The organism is Allomesorhizobium aridi, from assembly GCF_043769475.1.
Taxonomy (GTDB): domain Bacteria; phylum Pseudomonadota; class Alphaproteobacteria; order Rhizobiales; family Rhizobiaceae; genus Allomesorhizobium.
Map to the genome: position 1 here is coordinate 1,048,407 of NZ_CP171729.1, position 19,433 is coordinate 1,067,839.

Below are 19,433 nucleotides of genomic sequence, written 5' to 3' on the forward strand. Positions count from 1 at the left end.
GGTGTATCCTTCTGAGCAATGGGATGAAAAAGGTGGCGGACCTATACAGACCGCCCGCCGCATTGCCAAGCCCGAGGCGCTTCGTTCCAGGTGCCCTATGCCGCAGCCGGAATCTTGCGGCCGATACCGCCATGCAGGTCGAGGCAACGGCCGAACCAGTCGGCCACCGGATCGTCTTCCGCAAGGACCGGGAAGGGCGAGGTGATGCGGACCCACTGGAAGGCGCCGAAGACGATGTAGTCGGCGAACAGCGGCGATGTGCCGCCGATCCACGGCTGGTAGGAAAGCATCGACCTGAGCGGTTCCAGCGAGGTGCGGAATGTAGCGAGCCCTGCCTCGCGCCCGGCCGGAACCTCTTCCAGCCGCTTGCCGTAGCGTGCCTCGCGGCTCTTGCGGAAATAGGCTTGATCTTCCGGGGCCAGCACGTCGTGTATGTCCATCAGCGCCGCCGAACCGAGATAAGAATGGATGGTCAGCTGCGACCAGCGCTCGATGAAGCGGGCCATCGCCTTGCCGCCTTCGCCGCCGAACAGCGTCGGCCGGTCCGAATAGGCGTCTTCCAGATAAAGCGCGATTGCGAAGGAATCCGACACCGTCTTGTCACCGTCGCGGATGACCGGAACGATCTTGCTGACGCCATCCTCGACGCCAGGAACCGCGGTGAACGGCGTCGGCACGCTTTCGAAATCGAGGCCCTTGTGGGCGAGCGCCATCGCCGCTTTCCAGCAATGCGGGCTGAACGGGCGGGACGCGTCGCGGCCGACGAGATCGTAGAGCAGAATGGTCATTGGCGCTTCTTTCACGGCAGTTTAGGAATGGCGCGCATATACAGCGCGCCGCGCGTCAAAGGTAAAGTCCATGAAACAGCATTTCACCATGTTCGCGGCCTATAATTCATGGGCCAACCAGCGCGTATATGACGCGGCCGCAGCGCTTTCAGCCGAGGAATTCCGGCGCGACACCGGCGCGTTCTTCAAGTCGATGATGGGGACGCTCAATCATCTCGTCGCCGCCGACCGCATCTGGATGAAGCGCTTTACCGGCGAAGGCGACGCGCCGACGGCGCTCGACGTGATCATCCACGAGGACTTCGCGAGATTGCGGGCGGCGCGCGAGGCGGAGGACAAAAGGATAGTGAAGTGGATCGGCAGCCTGACCGAAAAGGCGCTTTCCGGGCGATTCACTTACATGACCGTTACCGACATGCGCACCGTTTCGCAGCGGCTTGCGCCGGCGCTCGACCATTTCTTCAACCACCAGACCCACCATCGCGGCCAGGCGCACACGATCCTGACCGCGCTCGGCAAGTCCTCGTTGCAACTCGACCTGATCGCATTCCAGCGTACCGAAGAGGGCAGGGCCTATGCGTGAGTCGGGGAAGCGCTCGGCCAGGGACAAGATTGAAGAGGTTCTGACACGGCTCGCCGAGCGCGCGAACGACGAACGGGTCTTCCTGAAACTCTACCCGGACGCGACCAGGCTTGCCGCCGACGCTGCAGATGCGCGCCGCAGGGTGGGGATATCGCTCGGCCCGCTCGACGGCCGGATCGTTTCGATCAAGGATCTGTTCGACGTCGGCGGCGAGACGACGACCGCCGGTTCCGCCGCACTCGCCGTTGCGCCGCCCGCTGTCCGCGACGCTACGGTCGTGGCGCGGCTGAGGCGGGCAGGGGCCGTGATTGTCGGCAAGACCAACATGACCGAATTCGCGTTTTCCGGCATCGGTCTCAACCGGCATTTCGGCACGCCCGGCAACGCAGCCGACCCCACGCGTGTTGCGGGCGGCTCGTCGTCCGGCGCTGGCGTATCAGTCGCCGAAGACACGAGCGACATCGCCATCGGCTCGGATACGGGCGGGTCGGTGCGCATTCCCGCCGCGCTGAACGGCGTGGTCGGCTTCAAGCCGACGCATGGGCGAGTGCCGCTCGCTGGCGTATTTCCGCTGTCCAGTACGCTGGATTCGATCGGGCCGCTGGCGCGGACGGTGGCGGATTGCGCGCTTGCCGATGCAATCATGGCGGGCGAGGAGCCGGCCGAGATCGCGCCGTTTCCGCTGAGCGGCTTGCGGATCGGCATACCGCGCGGGCGGCTATTCGGTGACATGGATGCTGCCGTTGGCGAAGGTTTCGAACGCAGCCTTAGGGCGCTGGAGGCTGCCGGCGCAAGGGTTGCCGATCATTCCATCGACGACCTGCTGGCTGAAATGAGGGAGGCGACCAGGGCGGCGTCGATCGCATCGGTGGAGGCGGCGGAGGTCCACGCCGACCTGATGGCAACGCAGGCATGGTCGCTGGTCGATCCGCGCATAGGCGGGCCGATAGCGCGCCGCGCCGCCGTGCCGGCCCACGCCTATATCAGGCTGCTGCGCAGGCGTAGCGCGCTTGCCGCCGTGATGGACGAGCGGCTAATGCCGGTCGATGTGCTGGCCCTGCCGACCACGCCGGTGGTTGCGCCGGCCATTCAGCCGCTGCTGGAGGATAATGACCTTTATGATCGGACCGACGGGCTGCTGCTGCGCAATCCGCAGGTTGCGAACCAGTTCGACCTGACTGCGATTTCGCTCCCAATGCCGGGAATAAACCTTCCGGCCGGCCTGATGCTGTTCGCTCGCAACGGCCATGACCACCACCTGCTGAGCGTAGCCGCTGCGGTCGAGGAGCTTTTTCGCCGCGCTTTGTAGGCTCAGGTCTTGAGCCGGTAGCCCGTCTTGAAGATCCAGGCGACGACGCCGAGACAGAGCGCGAGGAATACGAGCGTCATGCCGAGGCTGATGCCAACGCTGACGTCGGCGGCGCCATAAAAGCTCCAGCGAAAGCCGCTGACTAGGTAGAGCACCGGGTTGAACAGCGTGACGTTCTGCCAGAAGGGCGGCAGCATGTTGATGGAGTAGAAGCTGCCGCCGAGGAAGGTCAGCGGCGTGACGATAAGCAGCGGCACCAGCTGCAGTTTCTCGAAGCCGTCGGCCCAGATGCCGATGATGAAGCCGAACAGGCTGAAGGTGACCGCCGTCAGCACCAGGAACAGAATCATCCAGAAGGGATGAATAATCGTGAGATCCACGAAAAGCGCCGCGGTCGCCAGTATGATCGTGCCGAGGATGATCGACTTCGTAGCGGCCGCGCCGACATAGGCGATCGTAATCTCCAGGAACGACACGGGGGCGGAAAGAATCTCGTAGATCGTGCCGACGAATTTCGGGAAGTAGATTCCGAACGAGGCGTTGGAGATGCTTTGGGTGAGCAGCGACAGCATGATCAGCCCCGGCACGATGAATGCGCCGTAGCTGACGCCGTCGATCTCGGGGATGCGCGAGCCGATCGCTGCGCCGAAGACGACGAAATAGAGCGACGTCGATATGACGGGCGAAACGATGCTTTGCAGGAGGGTGCGCCAGGTGCGCGCCATCTCGAAGATGTAGATTGCGCGAATTGCGTGGAAGTTCATGGCCGCTTCCTCACTAGGCTGACGAAAATCTCCTCGAGTGAACTCTGGTTGGTCTGGATGTCCTTGAACCGTATTCCCGCCGCGCTGAGATCCTGCAGCAGCGTCGTGATGCCGGTCCGCTCGCCCTGGGTGTCGTAGGTGTAGACCAGTTCCTGGCCGTCTTCGGCGAGTTCCATTCCGTACGGGCGCAGATTCTCCGGGATGGCGGCAAGCGGATACTGGAGCTGCAGGGTCAGCCGCTTCTTGCCAAGCTTGCGCATCAGCTCGACCTTGTCCTCGACGAGGATGAGCTCGCCCTGGTGGATCACGCCAATGCGGTCGGCCATCTCCTCAGCCTCCTCGATATAGTGCGTGGTAAGGATGATGGTGACGCCGGTATCGCGCAGCGAGCGCACGACATTCCACATATCGCGCCGCAATTCGACGTCGACGCCGGCTGTCGGTTCGTCGAGGAACAGGATGCGCGGCTCGTGCGACAGCGCCTTGGCGATCATCACCCGGCGCTTCATTCCGCCGGAGAGCGTCATTATCTTGCTGTCCTTCTTGTCCCAGAGCGACAGGTCGCGCAGCACGCGCTCGATGTGGGCAGGGTCGCGCCTCTTGCCGAACAGGCCGCGGCTGAAGCTGACGGTCGCCCAGACCGTCTCAAAAGCGTCCGTCGTCAGTTCCTGCGGCACGAGGCCGATCTGCGAGCGAGCCTGGCGATAGTCGGCAGCAATGTCGTAGCCGTCGGCAAGCACCGTCCCTTCGGTCGGATTGACGATGCCGCAGATAATGCCGATCAGCGTGGTCTTGCCGGCGCCGTTCGGACCGAGAAGCGCGAAGATCTCGCCGCGCCTGATATCCAGGTCGATGTTCTTGAGCGCCTGGAATCCGGACGCGTAGGTCTTGGAAAGATTCGAGACGGAGATGACTGGCTGCATGGGGAATGGCGATGGCGGTTGGAGGGGCGGCTCGCGTCGCGGGGAGGATCGATCGAAGAAAATGCGGAAGTGGTTCGGAAGCCGAATGTCTGCGCGAATATATGGGCTGCTGGTGAATGCACAAGCCTAGGCACGAGATCAAAACAGGAGGCGAGGCTTGGCAATCTCCCGACACTGGTCGCCGACGCTTAAAGGTGCGGCGCAATATCGGGGGCCTTGCCTTCCGCGGCGGTCTCGGCCAAAACGCCGCCCATGCTTATAATCAACGATCTTTCGCTCCGTATCGCCGGACGCCTGCTTCTCGACCATGCCTCGCTGACGCTGCCGGCGGGAACGAAGGCCGGGCTCGTCGGCCGCAACGGCACCGGCAAGACCACGTTGTTCAAGGCGATCACCGGAGACATGGCGGCCGAGACCGGCTCCGTTAGCCTGCCGAAGAACACGCGCATCGGCCAGGTGGCGCAGGAAGCGCCCGGCACCGAGGAGCCGCTGATCGACATCGTGCTCAAGGCCGACGTCGAGCGCACCGCGCTGATGGCCGAAGAGCTGACGGCGACGGACCCGCATCGTATCGCCGAGATCCACATGCGGCTGGCCGACATCGACGCACATTCGGCCGAATCGCGCGCGGCGACCATTCTCGCCGGTCTCGGCTTCGACGCCGACGCGCAGCAGCGGCCGGCCTCATCCTTTTCCGGCGGCTGGCGCATGCGCGTAGCGCTGGCGGCCGTGCTGTTTTCGGAACCGGACCTGCTGTTGCTCGATGAGCCGACCAACTATCTCGACCTCGAAGGCACGCTGTGGCTGGAAACCTATGTCGCCAAATATCCGCACACGGTCCTGCTGATTTCGCATGACCGCGATCTGCTCAACCGCGCGGTCAATTCGATCGTCCATCTCGACAAGCAGAAGCTGACCTTCTGGCGCGGCGCCTACGACCAGTTCGAGCGCCTGCGCGCCGAACAGGCGGAACTTCAGGAAAAGAGCCGCGCCAAGCAGATGGCCGAGCGCAAGCACATGGAGGCGTTCGTCGAACGCTTCCGCGCCAAGGCGTCCAAGGCGCGGCAGGCGCAGTCGCGCCTGAAGGCGCTGGAACGGATGAAGCCGATCGCGGCAGTGGTCAACGAAAGCGTCAGGCCGTTTTCCTTTCCCGAGCCGGTGAAGACCGTGGCCTCGCCGATCGTGGCGCTCGACCATGTCAATGTCGGCTACCAGCCGGGCAGCCCGGTCCTGAAGAAGATGACGCTGCGCATCGACGCCGACGATCGCATCGCGCTTCTCGGCGCCAACGGCAACGGCAAGTCGACCTTCGCCAAGCTTCTGGCCGGTCGGCTGAAGCAGGAAACCGGCACGATGACGGTTGCGCCGGGGCTGAAAGTCGCGATCTTCGCCCAGCACCAGCTCGACGATTTGAGGCCGGAGGAGAACGCCTACGAGCATGTCCGCCGCCTGATGCCGGAGGCGCCGGAATCGAAGGTCAGGGGGCGGGTCGCGCAGTTCGGCCTGGCGACGGAGAAGATGAACACGCCGGCCAAGGATCTGTCTGGCGGCGAGAAAGCGCGTCTCCTGATGGGGCTTTCCGCCTTCGAGGGACCGAATTTGTTCATCCTCGACGAACCAACCAACCATCTCGATATCGATTCGCGCGATCGTTGATCCACGCGCTCAATGATTTTCCCGGCGCGGTTATCCTGATCTCGCATGACCGGCATCTGATCGAGGCGACGGCCGACCGGCTGTGGCTGGTCAAGGATGGCCATGTGAACCCTTATGACGGGGACCTTTCCGATTATCGCCAGCAGGTCACCGGCGTCGCCGGCGACCGCAAGGAGCGACGCGAGGCTGAAAAGGCCTCCAAGGCCGACCGCCGCCGCGAGGCTGCCCAGCGGCGCAATGCCATGGAACCGGTCGCCAAGGAGATCCGTGCGACCGAGGCGCTGATGGACCGCATCCGCAAGCGCATCGACGGCATCGAGGACGAACTGGCAAATCCGGCGGTCTACGAGAAGGACCCGTCGACCGCGACACGCCTCGCCAAGGAGCGCTCACAATTGACCCAGACGCTTGCCAGCCACGAGGAAAAATGGCTGGCGCTGTCGGCGGAATACGAGGAAGGCACGGCGGAGTAGCTGACCACAGCCGTTACTTCGCTGGCCCTACACGCTGATCGAAAATGCCTGTAGGTTCTCTCCCATGAACCAGCACGCCAAGATCAAAATCGGCCATTCGGCCTGCCCGCACGACTGCCCGTCGACCTGCGCGCTCGACGTGGAAATCCTCGACAGCAACCGCATAGGCCGGGTGCATGGCGCCAAGGACAACACCTACACGGCCGGCGTGATCTGCGCCAAGGTGGCGCGCTATGCCGACCGCATCCACCACCCGGACCGGCTGCTGAAGCCGCTGGTCCGCGCCGGCGCCAAGGGCGAGGGCGCCTGGAAGGAGGCGAGCTGGGAGGCCGCGCTCGATCTCGTGGCAGAAAAGTTCATCGCCGCGGAGGAAAAGAACGGCTCGGAGACGGTCTGGCCGTATTTCTACGCCGGCACCATGGGGCTGGTGCAGCGCGACGGCATAGAACGGCTGCGCCACGCCAAGAAATATTCCGGCTTTTTCGGCTCGATCTGTACGAATCTGGCTTGGACCGGCTGGATGATGGGAGCGGGCGCGCTGCGCGGGCCCGATCCGCGCGAGATGGCGAAGTCGGATTGCGTCGTGATCTGGGGCACCAACGCGGTTGTCACCCAGGTCAACGTGATGACCCATGCCGTCAAGGCGCGCAAGGAGCGCGGGGCGAAGATCGTCGTCATCGACGTCTACGAGAACGCGACGATGAAGCAGGCCGACATGGGGCTGGTGCTGAAGCCCGGCACAGACGGCGCGCTTGCCTGCGCGGTCATGCACGTGCTGTTCCGCGATGGGCTGGCCGACCGCGACTACCTCGAGAAGTACACGGATGATCCGAAGGGGCTGGAGGCTCATCTGGCGACCCGCACGCCGGAATGGGCGGCCGCGATCACCGGGCTTTCGGTGACCGAGATCGAGGCTTTCGCCCGGCTGGTCGGTACGACGAAGCGCACCTTCTTCCGCTTAGGCTACGGGTTTTCGCGCCAGCGCAACGGCTCGGTGAACATGCACGCGGCGATGTCGATCGCGTCGGTGACGGGGTGCTGGCGGTATGAGGGCGGCGGCGCCTTCCATTCCAATTCGGGCGTTCTCAAGCTCAATGGCGAGCTCCACGAGGGAACGCGCCTGCGCGACCCGAAAATCCGCTATCTCGACCATTCGCGTATTGGCCCGGTGATGATGGGGCACGAGGACGCGCTCTATGGCGGCCCGCCAGTCACGGCGATGTTGATCCAGAACACCAACCCGGCCAATGTGGCGCCCGAGCAGCGCCTGGTGAAGCGGGGTTTTCTGCGCGACGACCTTTTTACCTGCGTGCACGAGCAGTTCATGACCGACACGGCGAAGCTCGCCGATGTCGTGCTGCCTGCAACCATGTTCATGGAGCATGACGATATCTACAAGGGCGGCGGCAACCAGCACATCACGCTGGGGCCGAAGCTGATCGACCCGCCGGAAGGGCCGCGCACGAACCATTTCGTGATCGAGGAGCTGGGCAAGCGACTGGGCGTGTCGCATCTGCCGGGCTTCGGCATGACGGAGCGCGAGCACATCGAGATCATGATCGAGAAGAAGGGGCTGGGCAGCTTCGACACCTTCCGGGAGCAGCGCTGGGCCGACCTGCAGCCGGAATTCGAGGACGCGCATTTTCTCAAGGGTTTCGGCCACCACGACGGAAAGTTCCGCTTCAAGCCCGACTGGACCGCGCAGGCCGCACCCAATCGTCCGCCCAAGAGCATGGGCATCTTCGGCCCGTATGAGCGGCTGCCGGAATTCCCCGACCATGTCGAACTGATCGAGGTTGCCGACGAGGCGCACCCGTTCCGGCTGGCGACTTCGCCGGCGCGCAATTTCTTGAACTCGACCTTCACCGAGACGCCTGTTTCGAAGGCGCGCGAAGGCCGGCCGGAACTGCTGATCCATCCCGAAGATGCGGCCGATCTGGCGATAGCCGGGGGCGACCGCGTCGAGATCGGCAATTCACGTGGCGAAGTGGTGCTGCACGCAAAACTTTTCGACGGGATGAAACGCGGTGTGGTGATCGCCGAGGGCATCTGGCCGAACGATGCGCATGAGCGCGGCGAGGGCATTAACGTGCTGACCGGCGCCGATGCCCCGGCGCCCTATGGCGGCGCGGCGTTCCACGACAACAAGGTGTGGGTGCGGGCGGCGATGTGACCCGACCTGCGGGCCCTCAGACGCCCGCTATTGCAAGGAGCCAGGCAAGGAGATTGAGCAGCAGCAGGACCAGCGCGAGTTGTAGCGCCACGCGCAGCCGCTGTATAATTCGCCAGTTATTGGTCATGTCCGCTTTGATACGAAGAGCAAGCTCTCGGTGCATCGTAGACATGGTTGTGGACGCGTCGCCGTCGATATACCGGCGAAGCAACTCCTCGGGATCGAAGCGAAACGTGTAGTTGTAGTAGGGCCAGACTACGAAGACGATGAGCGCTCCGATGCCGAACAGCAAAGTCACGGCGACCCAGTCCCATACTCCAAGGCCATCGGCCAACGCTCGGCCGCCAAGCAATGAACTCGCGAACGCGGTCGCAAAGATCAGATTTCCGGCTCTTGTGTTCAGGCTCTCCACGACGTTCTGTTGGTGCGAGAGACCTCGAACTGCCTCCTGATAAATGAAAGCCAGACGGGGATCGTCGGCACCGTGATCACCTGTATGGGCACCATGCTTCTCTTGCCTTTTTGCCGATTCAATCATGAGAATCGTCCCTCGACCTATTATTCCATCTGGGAAGTACGCCCCTTCCGACCGTCAGCCCAGGTCTTTCGGCCGTAGACAATGGGTGAGCCGCGCACGGCCGAAGCCAAGTTCTGGCCATTTGCCGTCGAAATCAAAGCGGGCGAGCGCGGCGGTCGGGAATTTTTCGCGAAGCTGCTGCAAGGCCTTTTTCTCGGAGTTGTCGCCAGCAAGCTGTCTGGCGAGGTCTTCCAGACCCGGATTGTGACCGAGGATGAGTAGCATTTTCACCGCATTCGGCGTTCGTTGAACTTCGGACAGCACATCCTCCGCTGTAGCGTCGTAGAGACTGTAGGGGAAATCGGCCGACACGGAGCCGGACAATGCAGCGGCGACCAGCTCCCACGTATCGCGCGTGCGCACGGCCGGCGACACCAGCGCCAGTTGCGGCAGCCAGTTACGGGCGGCAAGTTCTCGCCCCATGCGCTCAGCAGCTTTGCGTCCGCGCGGTGCGAGCGGCCGGTCGAAATCCGCGAGGGCCGGATCGTCCCAGCTCGACTTGCCATGGCGCAGCAGAAGCAGTTTCATGAACCCGGTTCGCGGTTGACGGGCCGTGTCACGGAGTGAAGCGCGCGAGCTGCTCCAGGTCGACGGCATCGCGGACGGCGCTTGGCGACGACAGGAAGCCGCCGGCGCTTTGCTCGACCAGCTCGGTATCGGCAAAGACAGTGCGGCCACCTTCCATCCGCGCCATACCGAGCGCGACCATGCGCAGGGCGAGCGGATAGAGATGGTGCTCGGCCTTGAGCACGCGGGCGGCAAGTGTAGCTTCCGTGTCGTCGAGAAGCACCGGCACTGCTGCCTGCGCGATGATCGGGCCGGAATCGGTTTCCGCCGTGACGAAATGGACCGTGCAGCCATGGATGCGCATGCCGGCTTCCAGCGCGCGCGCATGTGTGTCGAGCCCCCGGAAAGCGGGAAGCAGGGCAGGGTGGATGTTGAGCATCCGGCTCTGCCATTTTTCTACGAAACCGGCGGTCAAAAGCCGCATATAGCCGGCGAGGCAGACTATCTCTGCCTCGAAGGTCGACAGCGCATCGTCGATGGCCGCGTCATGAGCTTCCTTGCTGGAAAAATCGCCTTTGGCGATGACGCGTGCGGGCAGGCCCTTGGCTGCGGCTATGTGCAGTCCTCGCGCGTCCGCCTTGTCCGAGATGATGCCGACGATCTCTGCCGGGAAGCTCCGCTCGGATGCTGCTTCGATCAGCGACGCCATGTTGGAGCCGCGCCCGGAAATCATGATGACGGTGCGTTTACGGCTGACGCTCATAGCGCGATCGCTCCCCGATAGATGACGCCGGCGTCGCGGCGCGGCACGATGCGGCCGATCGGCGATACGGTTTCGCCAGCCTCCTGAAGTACGGCCGCGACCTGCGCGGCTTGGCCCGAGGCGACGACGAGGATCATGCCGACGCCACAATTGAAGGTGCGCATCATCTCGGCAGGCGCGACGCCGCCCATCTTGGCGAGCCATCCGAAGACCGGCGGCACGTCGATCGCCTCGAGATCGAGTTCGGCGGAAAAATCCTTCGGCAGCACGCGCGGGATGTTTTCGGGGAAGCCGCCGCCAGTGATGTGCGCCAGCGCCTTGATGCCATGAGTGCCCCGGATCGCCTTGAGCACCGATTTCACATAGATGCGGGTGGGTTCGAGCAGTGCTTCGGCCAAGGTGCCTTCATCGGCGAAGGGCGCGGCGTCCGACCAGCCGACGCCGCTAGCGGCGACGATGCGCCGGACCAGCGAAAAACCGTTGGAATGCAGTCCGGAGGAGGCGAGGCCGAGCAGAACGTCGCCTTCGACAATGTCGTCAGTGGGCAGGAGCTGGCCGCGCTCGGCGGCGCCGACGGCGAAGCCGGCGAGGTCGTAGTCGTTGCCGTGATACATTCCGGGCATTTCCGCGGTCTCGCCGCCGATCAGCGCGCAGCCGGCCTGACGGCAGCCTTCGGCAATGCCCGCGACGATCGACGCGCCCTGGTCGGGATCGAGCTTGCCGGTGGCGAAATAATCAAGGAAGAACAGCGGCTCGGCGCCCTGGACGACGATGTCGTTGACGCACATCGCGACGAGGTCGATGCCGATCGTGTCGTGCTTGCCGGCTTCGATCGCGATCCTGAGCTTGGTGCCGACGCCGTCATTGGCCGCGACCAGTATGGGATCGGAGAAGCCGGCGGCCTTGAGATCGAACAGGCCGCCGAAGCCGCCGATCTCGCCATCCGCGCCGGGACGCCTCGTCGAGCGGACCAGCGGCTTGATTTTTTCCACCATCGCGTTGCCCGCGTCGATGTCGACGCCAGCCTCGGCGTAGGTCAGCCCGTTTTTCCGTTCGCCCATTTCGCTTCCCTGGCTGCGGCCGCTATCATGGCGCTCTTCGCATGAACCGCACCGGCTCGCAAGAAGAGGCTCGACAAGCGCTGGCCCATCGAAAGCGTCGAAAACAAACCTTGCGCCCTTGCGCCTTGCGGCACATGTTCGTCTCGACCATGTAACAGGAAGGTCGGCCTGGAATATGGAGATGCCGTGACCGTAGCCAACATGATCACCGTCCTCCGCTTCGTCCTCGTTCCGGGCGTCGTCTACGCGCTGCTGTCCGGCCGCATGGACTGGGCTTTCGCCGGATTCCTGATCGCGGGCATTTCCGACGGCGTCGACGGCTTCGTGGCCCGTCATTTCAACCAGCGCTCGGAACTTGGCGCCTATATGGATCCGATGGCCGACAAGCTTCTGCTTGTCTGTGTTTTCGTCGTTCTTGGCTTCATGGGCGAGCTGCCGCTCTGGCTTGTCGTGACGGCGGTGTCGCGCGACGCGCTGATCGTGAGCGCCGTGCTCTTGTCGACGATCATGGGCAAGCCGGTGGCGATGAAGCCGCTGATGGTTTCCAAGGCCAATACGCTTGTCCAGATCGTACTTGCGGCGGTGGTGCTTGCCGAACTTGCGTTCGCATCGACATTCGGCCCGCTCCGCACGGGCCTGATATTCCTGTCCGGGCTCTTGACCGTAGCTTCGGCCGCAGCCTATCTCGTGGCCTGGCTGAGGCATATGAGCGGCTATGGCGAAAGCAAAACTCCAGACGGTTGACGTGACGCTCCAGGACGCTGCCTCCGCAGCGTTCCGCCGGCAGATCCGTTTCTGGATCGTCACCGCCGTCATACTTGCCATCTTCGTCTATCTGTTCAGCGACATCTTGCTGCCCTTCGTGGCCGGGATGGTGCTCGCCTATTTCCTCGATCCGGTCGCCGACCGGCTACAGCGGCTCGGTCTGTCGCGAGTCATGGCGACAATCATCATCTTGATCGCTTTCCTCATCGTGCTGGTGCTCGCGCTGGTGATATTGATCCCGGTGCTCGCCTCGCAGCTTTCCGATTTCATCGTCAAGCTACCGGAATATCTGAGCCGGTTCCAGGCGCTGATCACCTCTTACGACCCGAACTGGCTGGAACAGCGGTTCGGACTGGATGCGGGCAGCCTGCAGGAGGGCCTGAATTCGCTGCTGACTTCGGGTATGGGCCTGGTCACGACGGTGTTCCAGTCGATCTGGAACTCAGGCGTCGCCATATTCAGTATCGCAGGGCTGTTCATCGTCACGCCGGTCGTGGCGTTCTACATGCTGCTCGACTGGGACCGCATGGTGGCGACGGTCGACAGCTGGGTGCCGCGCGACCATGTCGAGACGGTGCGCCAGATCGCGACGGACATCAATACCGCGACGGCGGGCTTCGTGCGCGGGCAGGGCACACTCTGCCTCATTCTGGGCGCCATGTATGCTTTCGGGCTGACGCTGACCGGTCTGAGCTTCGGCATCCTCATCGGCCTGTTTGCGGGGCTGATCAGCTTCATTCCCTATGTCGGTTCGCTGGTCGGGCTCGTGCTCTCGGTCGGGCTCGCCTTCGTGCAGTTCTGGCCGGACTGGACCATGGTGCTGGCGGTGGCCGGCGTGTTCTTCGCCGGCCAGTTCATCGAGGGCAACATCCTGCAGCCGCGGCTTGTCGGGAAAAGCGTAGGCCTGCATCCCGTCTGGCTGATGTTTGCCTTGTTCGCGTTCGGCGCGTTGTTCGGCTTCGTCGGCTTGCTGATCGCGGTGCCGGCGGCTGCGGCAGTGGCGGTGCTGGTGCGCTTCGCCATCTCGCGCTATCTCGAATCGCCCCTCTACAAGGGCCATGCGGAACAGCCAGTGAAGGCCAAGGCGGTCCGGCTGACCAAGCCGGCGAGTTCCGAAGGCGAAACGTGACGGCGATGCGCGAACCCGAAAGACCGCGCCAGTTGCCGCTCGATCTCGGTCATTCCACCGCCTATTCGCGTGACGACCTCGTGGTTTCGGAGGCCAACAGGCAGGCCGTGGCGCTGATCGACCGCTGGCCGGACTGGCCGGCGACGGCAGTCGTGCTGGCCGGCCCCGCCGGCTCAGGAAAATCGCATCTGGCTTCGATCTGGCGGGAAATGTCCGGCGCGGCGACGCTCGATCCCCGACGGATCGAGGGCGAAGTCTCCGGGCTGGATGTGGGCCGGCCGGCGCTCATCGACGACGCCGATCGCGGCGGGCTTGACGAGCAGGGGCTGTTTCACCTGATCAACGCCGCGCGCGCCGCCGGCACGCACGTGCTCCTGACGGCGCGGCGCTTTCCCTCGGCCTGGGGCGTGGCGCTTCCCGACCTCATGTCCAGGCTCAAGGCCGCCGCCACAGTAGAAATCCATGAACCGGACGATTTACTCCTGGCCGGCGTCATCACCAAGCTCTTCGCCGACCGGCAGATCGAGGTCGACGCCAATGTGGTGCAGTTCCTTGTCCGGCGCATCGAACGCTCCCTGTCGACCGCTATACGCATCGTCGACAGACTGGACCGCGCCGCGGCTCGAGCAGAAGACCCGTATCACGCGCAGCCTGGCCGCCGAAGCGATCAGCGCCATCGACCGCGGCCAGGCCGAGTTCGAAGTCTAGACCCCGTAGAAGCTCATAACGCCGCGCCATTCGAATCGGCGGCTAAAAATTTACGAAATTCGATAAACGGTATTTCATGCCGCGCGCCTAATATCCCGGGCATGGATCAGCGGACAAAACGCATTCTCAGCAGGATCTCGATTGTCACCGCCATTGCAGTGGCGGCGACCTATTTCATTTCCTTTTCCGTGCGGTGGGCGGCGGGCATGCCGATCGACTGGCTGAGCTGGGTCGAATGCCTGGTGATCCCGGTTGTCATCGGAACGCCGATCGGCTGGTACGTCTTCTCCCAGGGCGAGGACTTGCAGGCAGCCCATGCGAAGCTTGAGAAGGCGCACCTCGATCTGAACAAGGCGCATGAGCGCCTGGCCTTCAACGCGCGTCACGACCACATGACGGGGCTGCTCAACCGCGAGGGCTTTCTGCACCAGCTCGAACAGCATCGTGAGCGCAACGACAGCCACGTCGTGCTGATCGTCGATGCCGACCATTTCAAGCGGATCAACGACCGCCACGGCCATCCAAAGGGCGACGAGGCGCTGATGAAGATAGCCAAGGCGCTCCAATATGCGGTGCGGCGGAAGGATTTCGTCGGCAGGATCGGCGGGGAGGAGTTCGGCATCCTGCTCGTCTCCGTTGGCCTCGATGAGGGCATGCAAATGGCCGACCTCATCCGGCGGCAGGTGCAGTGTATCCCCTGGCATCCAGATGCTTCGGAGGCGCCCGGCCTCACCGTCAGCATCGGCGGAGCGGCGATGGACCGGACCAAAATTGCCGACGTGCTGCGCCAGGCTGACCGCTGCCTCTACGAAGCCAAGCGGCTCGGCCGCAATCGCGTCGCATTCGACTACGCCGTGCCGGCAGTGGCGTAGCTCAGCACGTCTTGTGGAGATAATCCGGGTCGTCCGGTGACGAGAGGCCGCGGTCGCGCAACACGATACAAATGCGATCGCCGCGCCGCGCAGGCGTGCGCCGCTCGGCGATCATCGTGCACATCGAGCCGCAGTATCGCGTCATTAGTGGGTTAGCTGCGAGCTTCTCCGAACGGCGTCCAGCGAAAATGCGTGCGCACCCGTCGGCTGAGGCCGCTTTTGCGAGAACACGAGTAGGTTCGTGCGCATGGCAGGCGGCATGGACCATTGCAGAAGCGAGACGAGGGCAAACCCGACTGCCGTCCCTCCGTGATATCTTGGAGTGCCATTGGAAGTGTACCCGTGGTGCGTCCAGTTTTCTTCGCCCAATGCGCGCCGGACGCTGCCCAAAGTGTTCATGCGATAGAATGTTGGAAACACGTCCTCCTGCGGCCGCTCTGGCCAGACACGCCGCATCAGGCGGTCCTTGAACGCTTCCGGCACGACCTTGTTGGAGATGCCGACATAGCCAAAACGATTTGGCGTGAGCGCGCAGAACCACCCGCCGGGCTTGAGAACCCTCTGGACCTCCCGTGCAAATTCCTTGGGATGTTCGACATGCTCGACCACCCATTCACAGAAGATGACATCGACGCTGCTGTCTGCCAGCGGCAGGCTGCCGCCCGCCTCGATCACGTGAGCTTCGTCAAGATGTGGATGCTCCATGACAACCGGATCGACGTCTAGTCCGATGACCTTCCTGACGCGGCCCTGAAAATTGCAAAACGATTTGCGAAATGGAGCGCTTCCGCCATCGAAGCGGGACCCCCGTCCAGCTCCCAAATCGACCACTACCATATCTGGGCGCACAAGGGCGTTGATATGTGTGTAGAACGCTATGTCCTCATCGTCCCGAGTAAATCCGCCTGCCGCCGTCTCTGGTCGCCACCGGTCAACCACCGTCATGTTATCCAGCTCCTGCCCATTGCTTGTCGCCAGAAATAAGCAACTGCCGCGTTCGGAAAATGCGAGTTGAAATTGTTATGGTTCGTTAGTTCAGTTCTTATACGCCGTCATGGCGGTAGCTCAAGGAGGAGGCTCCCGGTCAATTGAAGCACGGTTAATTCGCCTCGGCTATCGTAGAAAACGAACGTTGATGACCAACAATTCAACCGACTTGAAAAAGGTTGAGCGCAACGCTATCGGCAGCCGCCATAGCGCTAACCAAAAGAAGTCCGGCGATGACATTTGGAGGCGCTCGATGATAAAAGCCACTTACTTCAGGAAGCTTTTGGTTCTGGTCGGGGCAGCCCTGCTCCTTTCCTTGTCGCCGCTGGAAGCGGCCAGTTTCTCGGCCAAACGCGGAATCAATCTCGACCTCTGGGTCACCTGGCCGGATGAAGCGGAATGGTCGAAAGAGGACGTGCTCCTTCCTTACCCCGAATGGCGGCGAACCGTCGGTCTCGATGAACTGGCCGTATTGAAGGGCACGGGCTTTGACTTCGTTCGCATACCGGTCGACCCGCTGCCGTTCTTGTCGTCGCAATCGGCAGCGCTGAAACCGCGCCTGCTCGCCTCGGTTCTGGAGGCGGTACAGCTTGCCGATACCGCCGGCTTGAAAGCCATCGTGGACCTGCATCCGATCCCGCTCGGGGCTGATCGTTTTGCCGGAGCCGAGGAGCTCTTGCGGGACGAAGTGCTGTTCGAGCGTTATCTCGACCTCGTTCGTGAGATGGGTCGCACACTTTCAGGCCAGGATCCCGAGCGTGTTGCCTTCGAACTCATGAACGAGCCGGTTATCGGCTGCGAAGGGGAAGAGGCCGATCAGTGGCGCGACAAGCTGACCCGGCTCTTTGCGGCTGCCCGCAGTTCCGCACCGCGATTGACGTTAGTGCTCACGGGCGCCTGCTGGAGTAGCGCGGAAGGCCTTGCCGCTATCGATCCAAAAGCGATCTGGGATGACAATATCCTTTGGGGATTTCACTCCTACGCGCCATTCATCCTTACAACGCAGGGGGCACAATGGGCTGGCGATTTCATCCGTTATGTGACCGGCATTCCCTATCCGCCCTATGCCTTTCCAGAGGAGTTCGCCGAAGGCGTCGAGAACGCGCGTCAAAAGATTGGCAGCGACGCTCCCTTGACGCGCCGCCCGGGCATGCTCGCCTATCTCGAAGAACAAATCGCATTGGTCGATACCCAGGAGGAGTTGGAAGCGGAGATGGGCGCGCCATTTCGCGTGGTGGCGGAATGGGCGCAGAAAAACGGCATTGAACCAGGCGATATCATACTCAGCGAGTTCGGCATGATCCGCCAGGAATACCGAAATCCTGCCATTATGCCCCCGCAATGGCGGGCCGCCTATGCGCGCGACATGATCCGGCTTGCCGAAAAGCACGGGTTCGCGTGGTCGCTTTGGGGATATGGCGGGGCTTTCGGCATCGTCGAAGAATTCGACGGACGGAAAGCTGAGAAGGATGTTCTGGAAGTGATCAAACAACTTGGCGAATGAGAACAGCCATTTCCGCGCTGGCGGTAGCGTTGGAAGCGTTCAGCACGTCCTGTATCGGTAATCAGGGTTGTCCGGCGACGAGAGGTCGTGGTCGCGCAGTACGATCGAGATTTTGTCCCCGCGCGCCGCGCATGCCTCGGCGAAATGATCCCGCTCGGCGTCGGGATATTCGATCTCAATAACGTGGTCGCCATAGACGGAAATGTAGTTGTCGCACTCGTCATGGACCTGGCAGGATTCAGCGATCGCGAAATCGAAGCCGATCACGGATTTGCCTACGGGCCCGAGTTCGCTGGCATTCTTCTGCGCCGCCGCCAGCCCTCTTGAATGCGCCCGCTCGACGATCATCGCCGCCATCAGTATGTTGCTCGCGGCCTTGAGCTTTCCGTCCGACCGGGTCCATGTGTCCAGATTGTCCGGCTCGATTGCCCGGAACCCATTTTCGGCGCATTCGTCGATCCAGCGGCCGATCACCGACAATATGCCCGCGCGCTTCTCGTCGGTGGATGTGTCGAGCAGGATTTCGCCCGGCCAGTTCGGATCCTCGAAATAGCCTCCGGATCCGGCGGCGAGCAGCAGGTCGGGGTGGTTCTCTTTCCACCAGCTCGAATCCTCGGCCTGCGTCTGGAATGCGTTCAGGTAGCAGATCGAATAGGCGCCGTCGGCAGGCGGGTCGCCACGGTCGCGGCTGACGATTTCAACGCCTTCGGCCGGCGGATAGGCGCCGCCAAGCTGCGTATCATACGGAGCATTGGCCCTGGGAGGCGCCGCGGCCGATTTGTCCTGCGCTCGAACATCGCCCGCCGCCATGCACAGCGCCAGCACCAGAAGTCGGATTTGAAGCTGAGCGGCATGCATGCAGGCGTCCCCGAAATACACGGCGCCAAATGAGACCAGCATGCGCCAAAGCGTCGCCGCAGGCTACAGGTCGGTCAAGCAAGCGGCACGAGCTTGTCACCTATGTCTCAAGGAGAACTGTTACCCATGTCGCCGGGTCGGGCTTTTTGCCTTTCAACCGCCCTCGCAAAGGATGGCGTGGTGTCGATGCGGATCGACAGCCCGCTAAATACCAGCATCTAGCGGCCGGGTGTCCGGTTGTTAAATCAGCACAAAATCAGAGTTGGTGAACGCCAGGCCAGTGAACGTCGTTGCGAACAGGTAATTCCCGCCGGCCGCGTTTCCGTTGAAGTCGTAGAAGATCCGACCGCTGTCAGTCTCGTAGATGATGCGGTCATCGGCATCCTCGGCCTGGCCGGTTGCGTTGGCACGAAATTCGTTCGCCAGCAACGTGCCCAGACCGTCGACGCCGCTGCCACGTGCCTGTCCAAAAATGTTGCTCGCCAGAGCCACGGTGTCATCATTCACATTGAAGTCGCCGATCGTGTCGATGTTGCCCGGCCCCAGAGTCGTGTTGAACACGAAGGTGTCCCGGCAGCCCAGCCGGGTGACCAGCTAAATGATTGCGAAGTCGTCTGCGTTCGGTTCAGCGTGATTTTCGATTACCGCAAAGCGGATAGGGTCGTGATCTGCGCCGGACCCGTCTCGATCGTAGAAGAGGTTGCCGGTAGTCGCGTCGTAGAGGATGCGGTCGTTGCTATCGATCGCCGGTGCTCAATCCTTGAACGCGAATTCCGACATCGCTCCTTCATCGGCAAAGTGTTGAAAGATGTTGATCTCCAGCCGAATGGTGTCCTGGCCGGGCGCGAAGTCGGTGATCGTGTCGACGTTGGTCGCCAGAGGGCTGCTGTTGAGTTCTGCGAAAGCACGGGCTTTGGGCCGTCGTAGATCGATCGAGCCATGCGTCGTAGGGAGCCTGGTCGAGAATGACAGGCATGCGGTCGTGGATATGGCTCGTGGGTCGACTGCGGGCGCGGTGATGATTGCGCAGCTC

The 19,433-nt window shown here is 62.7% G+C and carries 17 protein-coding genes and 2 pseudogenes; 9 read left to right on the plus strand and 10 right to left on the minus strand.

Annotated features, from left to right (window positions below; all coding sequences use genetic code 11):
• Positions 1-95: 95 nt before the first annotated feature.
• Entirely contained in the window at positions 96-788 is a 693-nt protein-coding gene (locus ACG873_RS07045; protein ID WP_394891078.1) for a glutathione S-transferase family protein, read from the minus strand.
• 70 nt (positions 789-858) lie between these two features.
• Between ACG873_RS07045 and ACG873_RS07050 the strand changes: the two genes are divergently transcribed.
• Both ACG873_RS07050 and ACG873_RS07055 read left to right on the plus strand, forming a co-directional pair.
• Positions 859-1,371, plus strand: a complete 513-nt coding sequence (locus ACG873_RS07050) for a DinB family protein (RefSeq protein ID WP_394891079.1) — start codon at positions 859-861, stop codon at positions 1,369-1,371.
• Positions 1,364-2,680: an amidase gene (locus ACG873_RS07055; RefSeq protein WP_394891080.1), complete on the plus strand. Its 1,317-nt coding sequence runs from the start codon at positions 1,364-1,366 to the stop codon at positions 2,678-2,680. Before ACG873_RS07050 ends, ACG873_RS07055 begins: the two co-directional genes overlap by 8 nt.
• Positions 2,681-2,682: 2 nt before the next feature.
• Here the strand turns inward: ACG873_RS07055 and ACG873_RS07060 are convergent, their stop codons facing one another.
• Together ACG873_RS07060 and ACG873_RS07065 are read right to left on the minus strand one after the other, a co-directional pair.
• Positions 2,683-3,444, minus strand: a complete 762-nt coding sequence (locus ACG873_RS07060; RefSeq protein WP_394891081.1) for an ABC transporter permease — start codon at positions 3,442-3,444, stop codon at positions 2,683-2,685.
• Complete coding sequence (locus ACG873_RS07065; RefSeq protein WP_394891082.1) at positions 3,441-4,367, minus strand: ABC transporter ATP-binding protein; 927 nt, start codon at positions 4,365-4,367, stop codon at positions 3,441-3,443. The genes ACG873_RS07060 and ACG873_RS07065 overlap by 4 nt, the downstream gene beginning before the upstream one ends.
• A 252-nt stretch (positions 4,368-4,619) precedes the next feature.
• On the opposite strand from ACG873_RS07065, the pseudogene ACG873_RS07070 reads away from it, so the two are divergent.
• A pseudogene (locus tag ACG873_RS07070) lies at positions 4,620-6,496 on the plus strand (ATP-binding cassette domain-containing protein).
• Positions 6,497-6,560: 64 nt separating this feature from the next.
• Positions 6,561-8,669 (plus strand): molybdopterin-containing oxidoreductase family protein, encoded by a 2,109-nt coding sequence (locus tag ACG873_RS07075; protein WP_394891083.1) that lies wholly within the window; start codon positions 6,561-6,563, stop codon positions 8,667-8,669.
• Positions 8,670-8,685: 16 nt separating this feature from the next.
• On the opposite strand, the gene ACG873_RS07080 is transcribed toward ACG873_RS07075, so the two are convergent.
• The 4 genes from ACG873_RS07080 to purM are packed head-to-tail and all read right to left on the minus strand — an operon-like array spanning position 8,686 to position 11,577.
• Complete coding sequence (locus ACG873_RS07080) at positions 8,686-9,207, minus strand: hypothetical protein (RefSeq protein WP_394891084.1); 522 nt, start codon at positions 9,205-9,207, stop codon at positions 8,686-8,688.
• Positions 9,208-9,261: 54 nt separating this feature from the next.
• Positions 9,262-9,774, minus strand: a complete 513-nt coding sequence (locus ACG873_RS07085) for a SixA phosphatase family protein (protein WP_394891085.1) — start codon at positions 9,772-9,774, stop codon at positions 9,262-9,264.
• Positions 9,775-9,802: 28 nt separating this feature from the next.
• On the minus strand, positions 9,803-10,516 hold the full coding sequence (gene purN / locus ACG873_RS07090; protein WP_394891086.1) for a phosphoribosylglycinamide formyltransferase: 714 nt from the start codon (positions 10,514-10,516) through the stop codon (positions 9,803-9,805).
• Positions 10,513-11,577 (minus strand): phosphoribosylformylglycinamidine cyclo-ligase, encoded by a 1,065-nt coding sequence (gene purM / locus ACG873_RS07095; protein WP_394891087.1) that lies wholly within the window; start codon positions 11,575-11,577, stop codon positions 10,513-10,515. Before purM ends, purN begins: the two co-directional genes overlap by 4 nt.
• A 186-nt stretch (positions 11,578-11,763) precedes the next feature.
• On the opposite strand from purM, the gene ACG873_RS07100 reads away from it, so the two are divergent.
• From ACG873_RS07100 to ACG873_RS07115, 4 genes and pseudogenes are all read left to right on the plus strand, one after another.
• Complete coding sequence (locus ACG873_RS07100; RefSeq protein WP_394891088.1) at positions 11,764-12,321, plus strand: CDP-alcohol phosphatidyltransferase family protein; 558 nt, start codon at positions 11,764-11,766, stop codon at positions 12,319-12,321.
• The gene (locus tag ACG873_RS07105; RefSeq protein ID WP_394891089.1) at positions 12,293-13,471 is read left to right on the plus strand and encodes an AI-2E family transporter; all 1,179 of its coding nucleotides are present in this window, start codon (positions 12,293-12,295) and stop codon (positions 13,469-13,471) included. Before ACG873_RS07100 ends, ACG873_RS07105 begins: the two co-directional genes overlap by 29 nt.
• A gap of 5 nt (positions 13,472-13,476) precedes the next feature.
• Positions 13,477-14,179 (plus strand): annotated as a pseudogene (gene hdaA, locus ACG873_RS07110) (DnaA regulatory inactivator HdaA).
• A gap of 392 nt (positions 14,180-14,571) precedes the next feature.
• Positions 14,572-15,051 (plus strand): GGDEF domain-containing protein, encoded by a 480-nt coding sequence (locus tag ACG873_RS07115; RefSeq protein ID WP_394893387.1) that lies wholly within the window; start codon positions 14,572-14,574, stop codon positions 15,049-15,051.
• Between the two features lie 144 nt (positions 15,052-15,195).
• Here the strand turns inward: ACG873_RS07115 and ACG873_RS07120 are convergent, their stop codons facing one another.
• Positions 15,196-15,996 (minus strand): class I SAM-dependent methyltransferase, encoded by an 801-nt coding sequence (locus ACG873_RS07120; protein WP_394891090.1) that lies wholly within the window; start codon positions 15,994-15,996, stop codon positions 15,196-15,198.
• Between the two features lie 295 nt (positions 15,997-16,291).
• On the opposite strand from ACG873_RS07120, the gene ACG873_RS07125 reads away from it, so the two are divergent.
• The gene (locus ACG873_RS07125) at positions 16,292-17,542 is read left to right on the plus strand and encodes a glycoside hydrolase family 5 protein (protein WP_394893388.1); all 1,251 of its coding nucleotides are present in this window, start codon (positions 16,292-16,294) and stop codon (positions 17,540-17,542) included.
• 39 nt (positions 17,543-17,581) lie between these two features.
• Here the strand turns inward: ACG873_RS07125 and ACG873_RS07130 are convergent, their stop codons facing one another.
• On the minus strand, positions 17,582-18,442 hold the full coding sequence (locus tag ACG873_RS07130; RefSeq protein ID WP_394891091.1) for an endo alpha-1,4 polygalactosaminidase: 861 nt from the start codon (positions 18,440-18,442) through the stop codon (positions 17,582-17,584).
• Between the two features lie 198 nt (positions 18,443-18,640).
• The gene (locus tag ACG873_RS07135; protein ID WP_394891092.1) at positions 18,641-18,961 is read right to left on the minus strand and encodes a hypothetical protein; all 321 of its coding nucleotides are present in this window, start codon (positions 18,959-18,961) and stop codon (positions 18,641-18,643) included.
• Positions 18,962-19,433: the final 472 nt, after the last annotated feature.

What these genes read in the sequence shown, in the direction of transcription:
- ACG873_RS07085 (WP_394891085.1), bottom strand. Translation starts at nt 9,774, where the DNA reads ATGAAACTGCTTCTGCTGCGCCATGGCAAGTCGAGCTGGGACGATCCG.
- ACG873_RS07130 (WP_394891091.1), bottom strand. Translation starts at nt 18,442, where the DNA reads ATGCTGGTCTCATTTGGCGCCGTGTATTTCGGGGACGCCTGCATGCAT.
- ACG873_RS07080 (WP_394891084.1), bottom strand. Translation starts at nt 9,207, where the DNA reads ATGATTGAATCGGCAAAAAGGCAAGAGAAGCATGGTGCCCATACAGGT.
- ACG873_RS07075 (WP_394891083.1), top strand. Translation starts at nt 6,561, where the DNA reads ATGAACCAGCACGCCAAGATCAAAATCGGCCATTCGGCCTGCCCGCAC.
- ACG873_RS07065 (WP_394891082.1), bottom strand. Translation starts at nt 4,367, where the DNA reads ATGCAGCCAGTCATCTCCGTCTCGAATCTTTCCAAGACCTACGCGTCC.
- purN (WP_394891086.1), bottom strand. Translation starts at nt 10,516, where the DNA reads ATGAGCGTCAGCCGTAAACGCACCGTCATCATGATTTCCGGGCGCGGC.
- ACG873_RS07105 (WP_394891089.1), top strand. Translation starts at nt 12,293, where the DNA reads ATGGCGAAAGCAAAACTCCAGACGGTTGACGTGACGCTCCAGGACGCT.
- ACG873_RS07115 (WP_394893387.1), top strand. Translation starts at nt 14,572, where the DNA reads ATGACGGGGCTGCTCAACCGCGAGGGCTTTCTGCACCAGCTCGAACAG.
- ACG873_RS07125 (WP_394893388.1), top strand. Translation starts at nt 16,292, where the DNA reads ATGATAAAAGCCACTTACTTCAGGAAGCTTTTGGTTCTGGTCGGGGCA.
- ACG873_RS07060 (WP_394891081.1), bottom strand. Translation starts at nt 3,444, where the DNA reads ATGAACTTCCACGCAATTCGCGCAATCTACATCTTCGAGATGGCGCGC.
- ACG873_RS07045 (WP_394891078.1), bottom strand. Translation starts at nt 788, where the DNA reads ATGACCATTCTGCTCTACGATCTCGTCGGCCGCGACGCGTCCCGCCCG.
- purM (WP_394891087.1), bottom strand. Translation starts at nt 11,577, where the DNA reads ATGGGCGAACGGAAAAACGGGCTGACCTACGCCGAGGCTGGCGTCGAC.
- ACG873_RS07050 (WP_394891079.1), top strand. Translation starts at nt 859, where the DNA reads ATGAAACAGCATTTCACCATGTTCGCGGCCTATAATTCATGGGCCAAC.
- ACG873_RS07055 (WP_394891080.1), top strand. Translation starts at nt 1,364, where the DNA reads ATGCGTGAGTCGGGGAAGCGCTCGGCCAGGGACAAGATTGAAGAGGTT.
- ACG873_RS07120 (WP_394891090.1), bottom strand. Translation starts at nt 15,996, where the DNA reads ATGACGGTGGTTGACCGGTGGCGACCAGAGACGGCGGCAGGCGGATTT.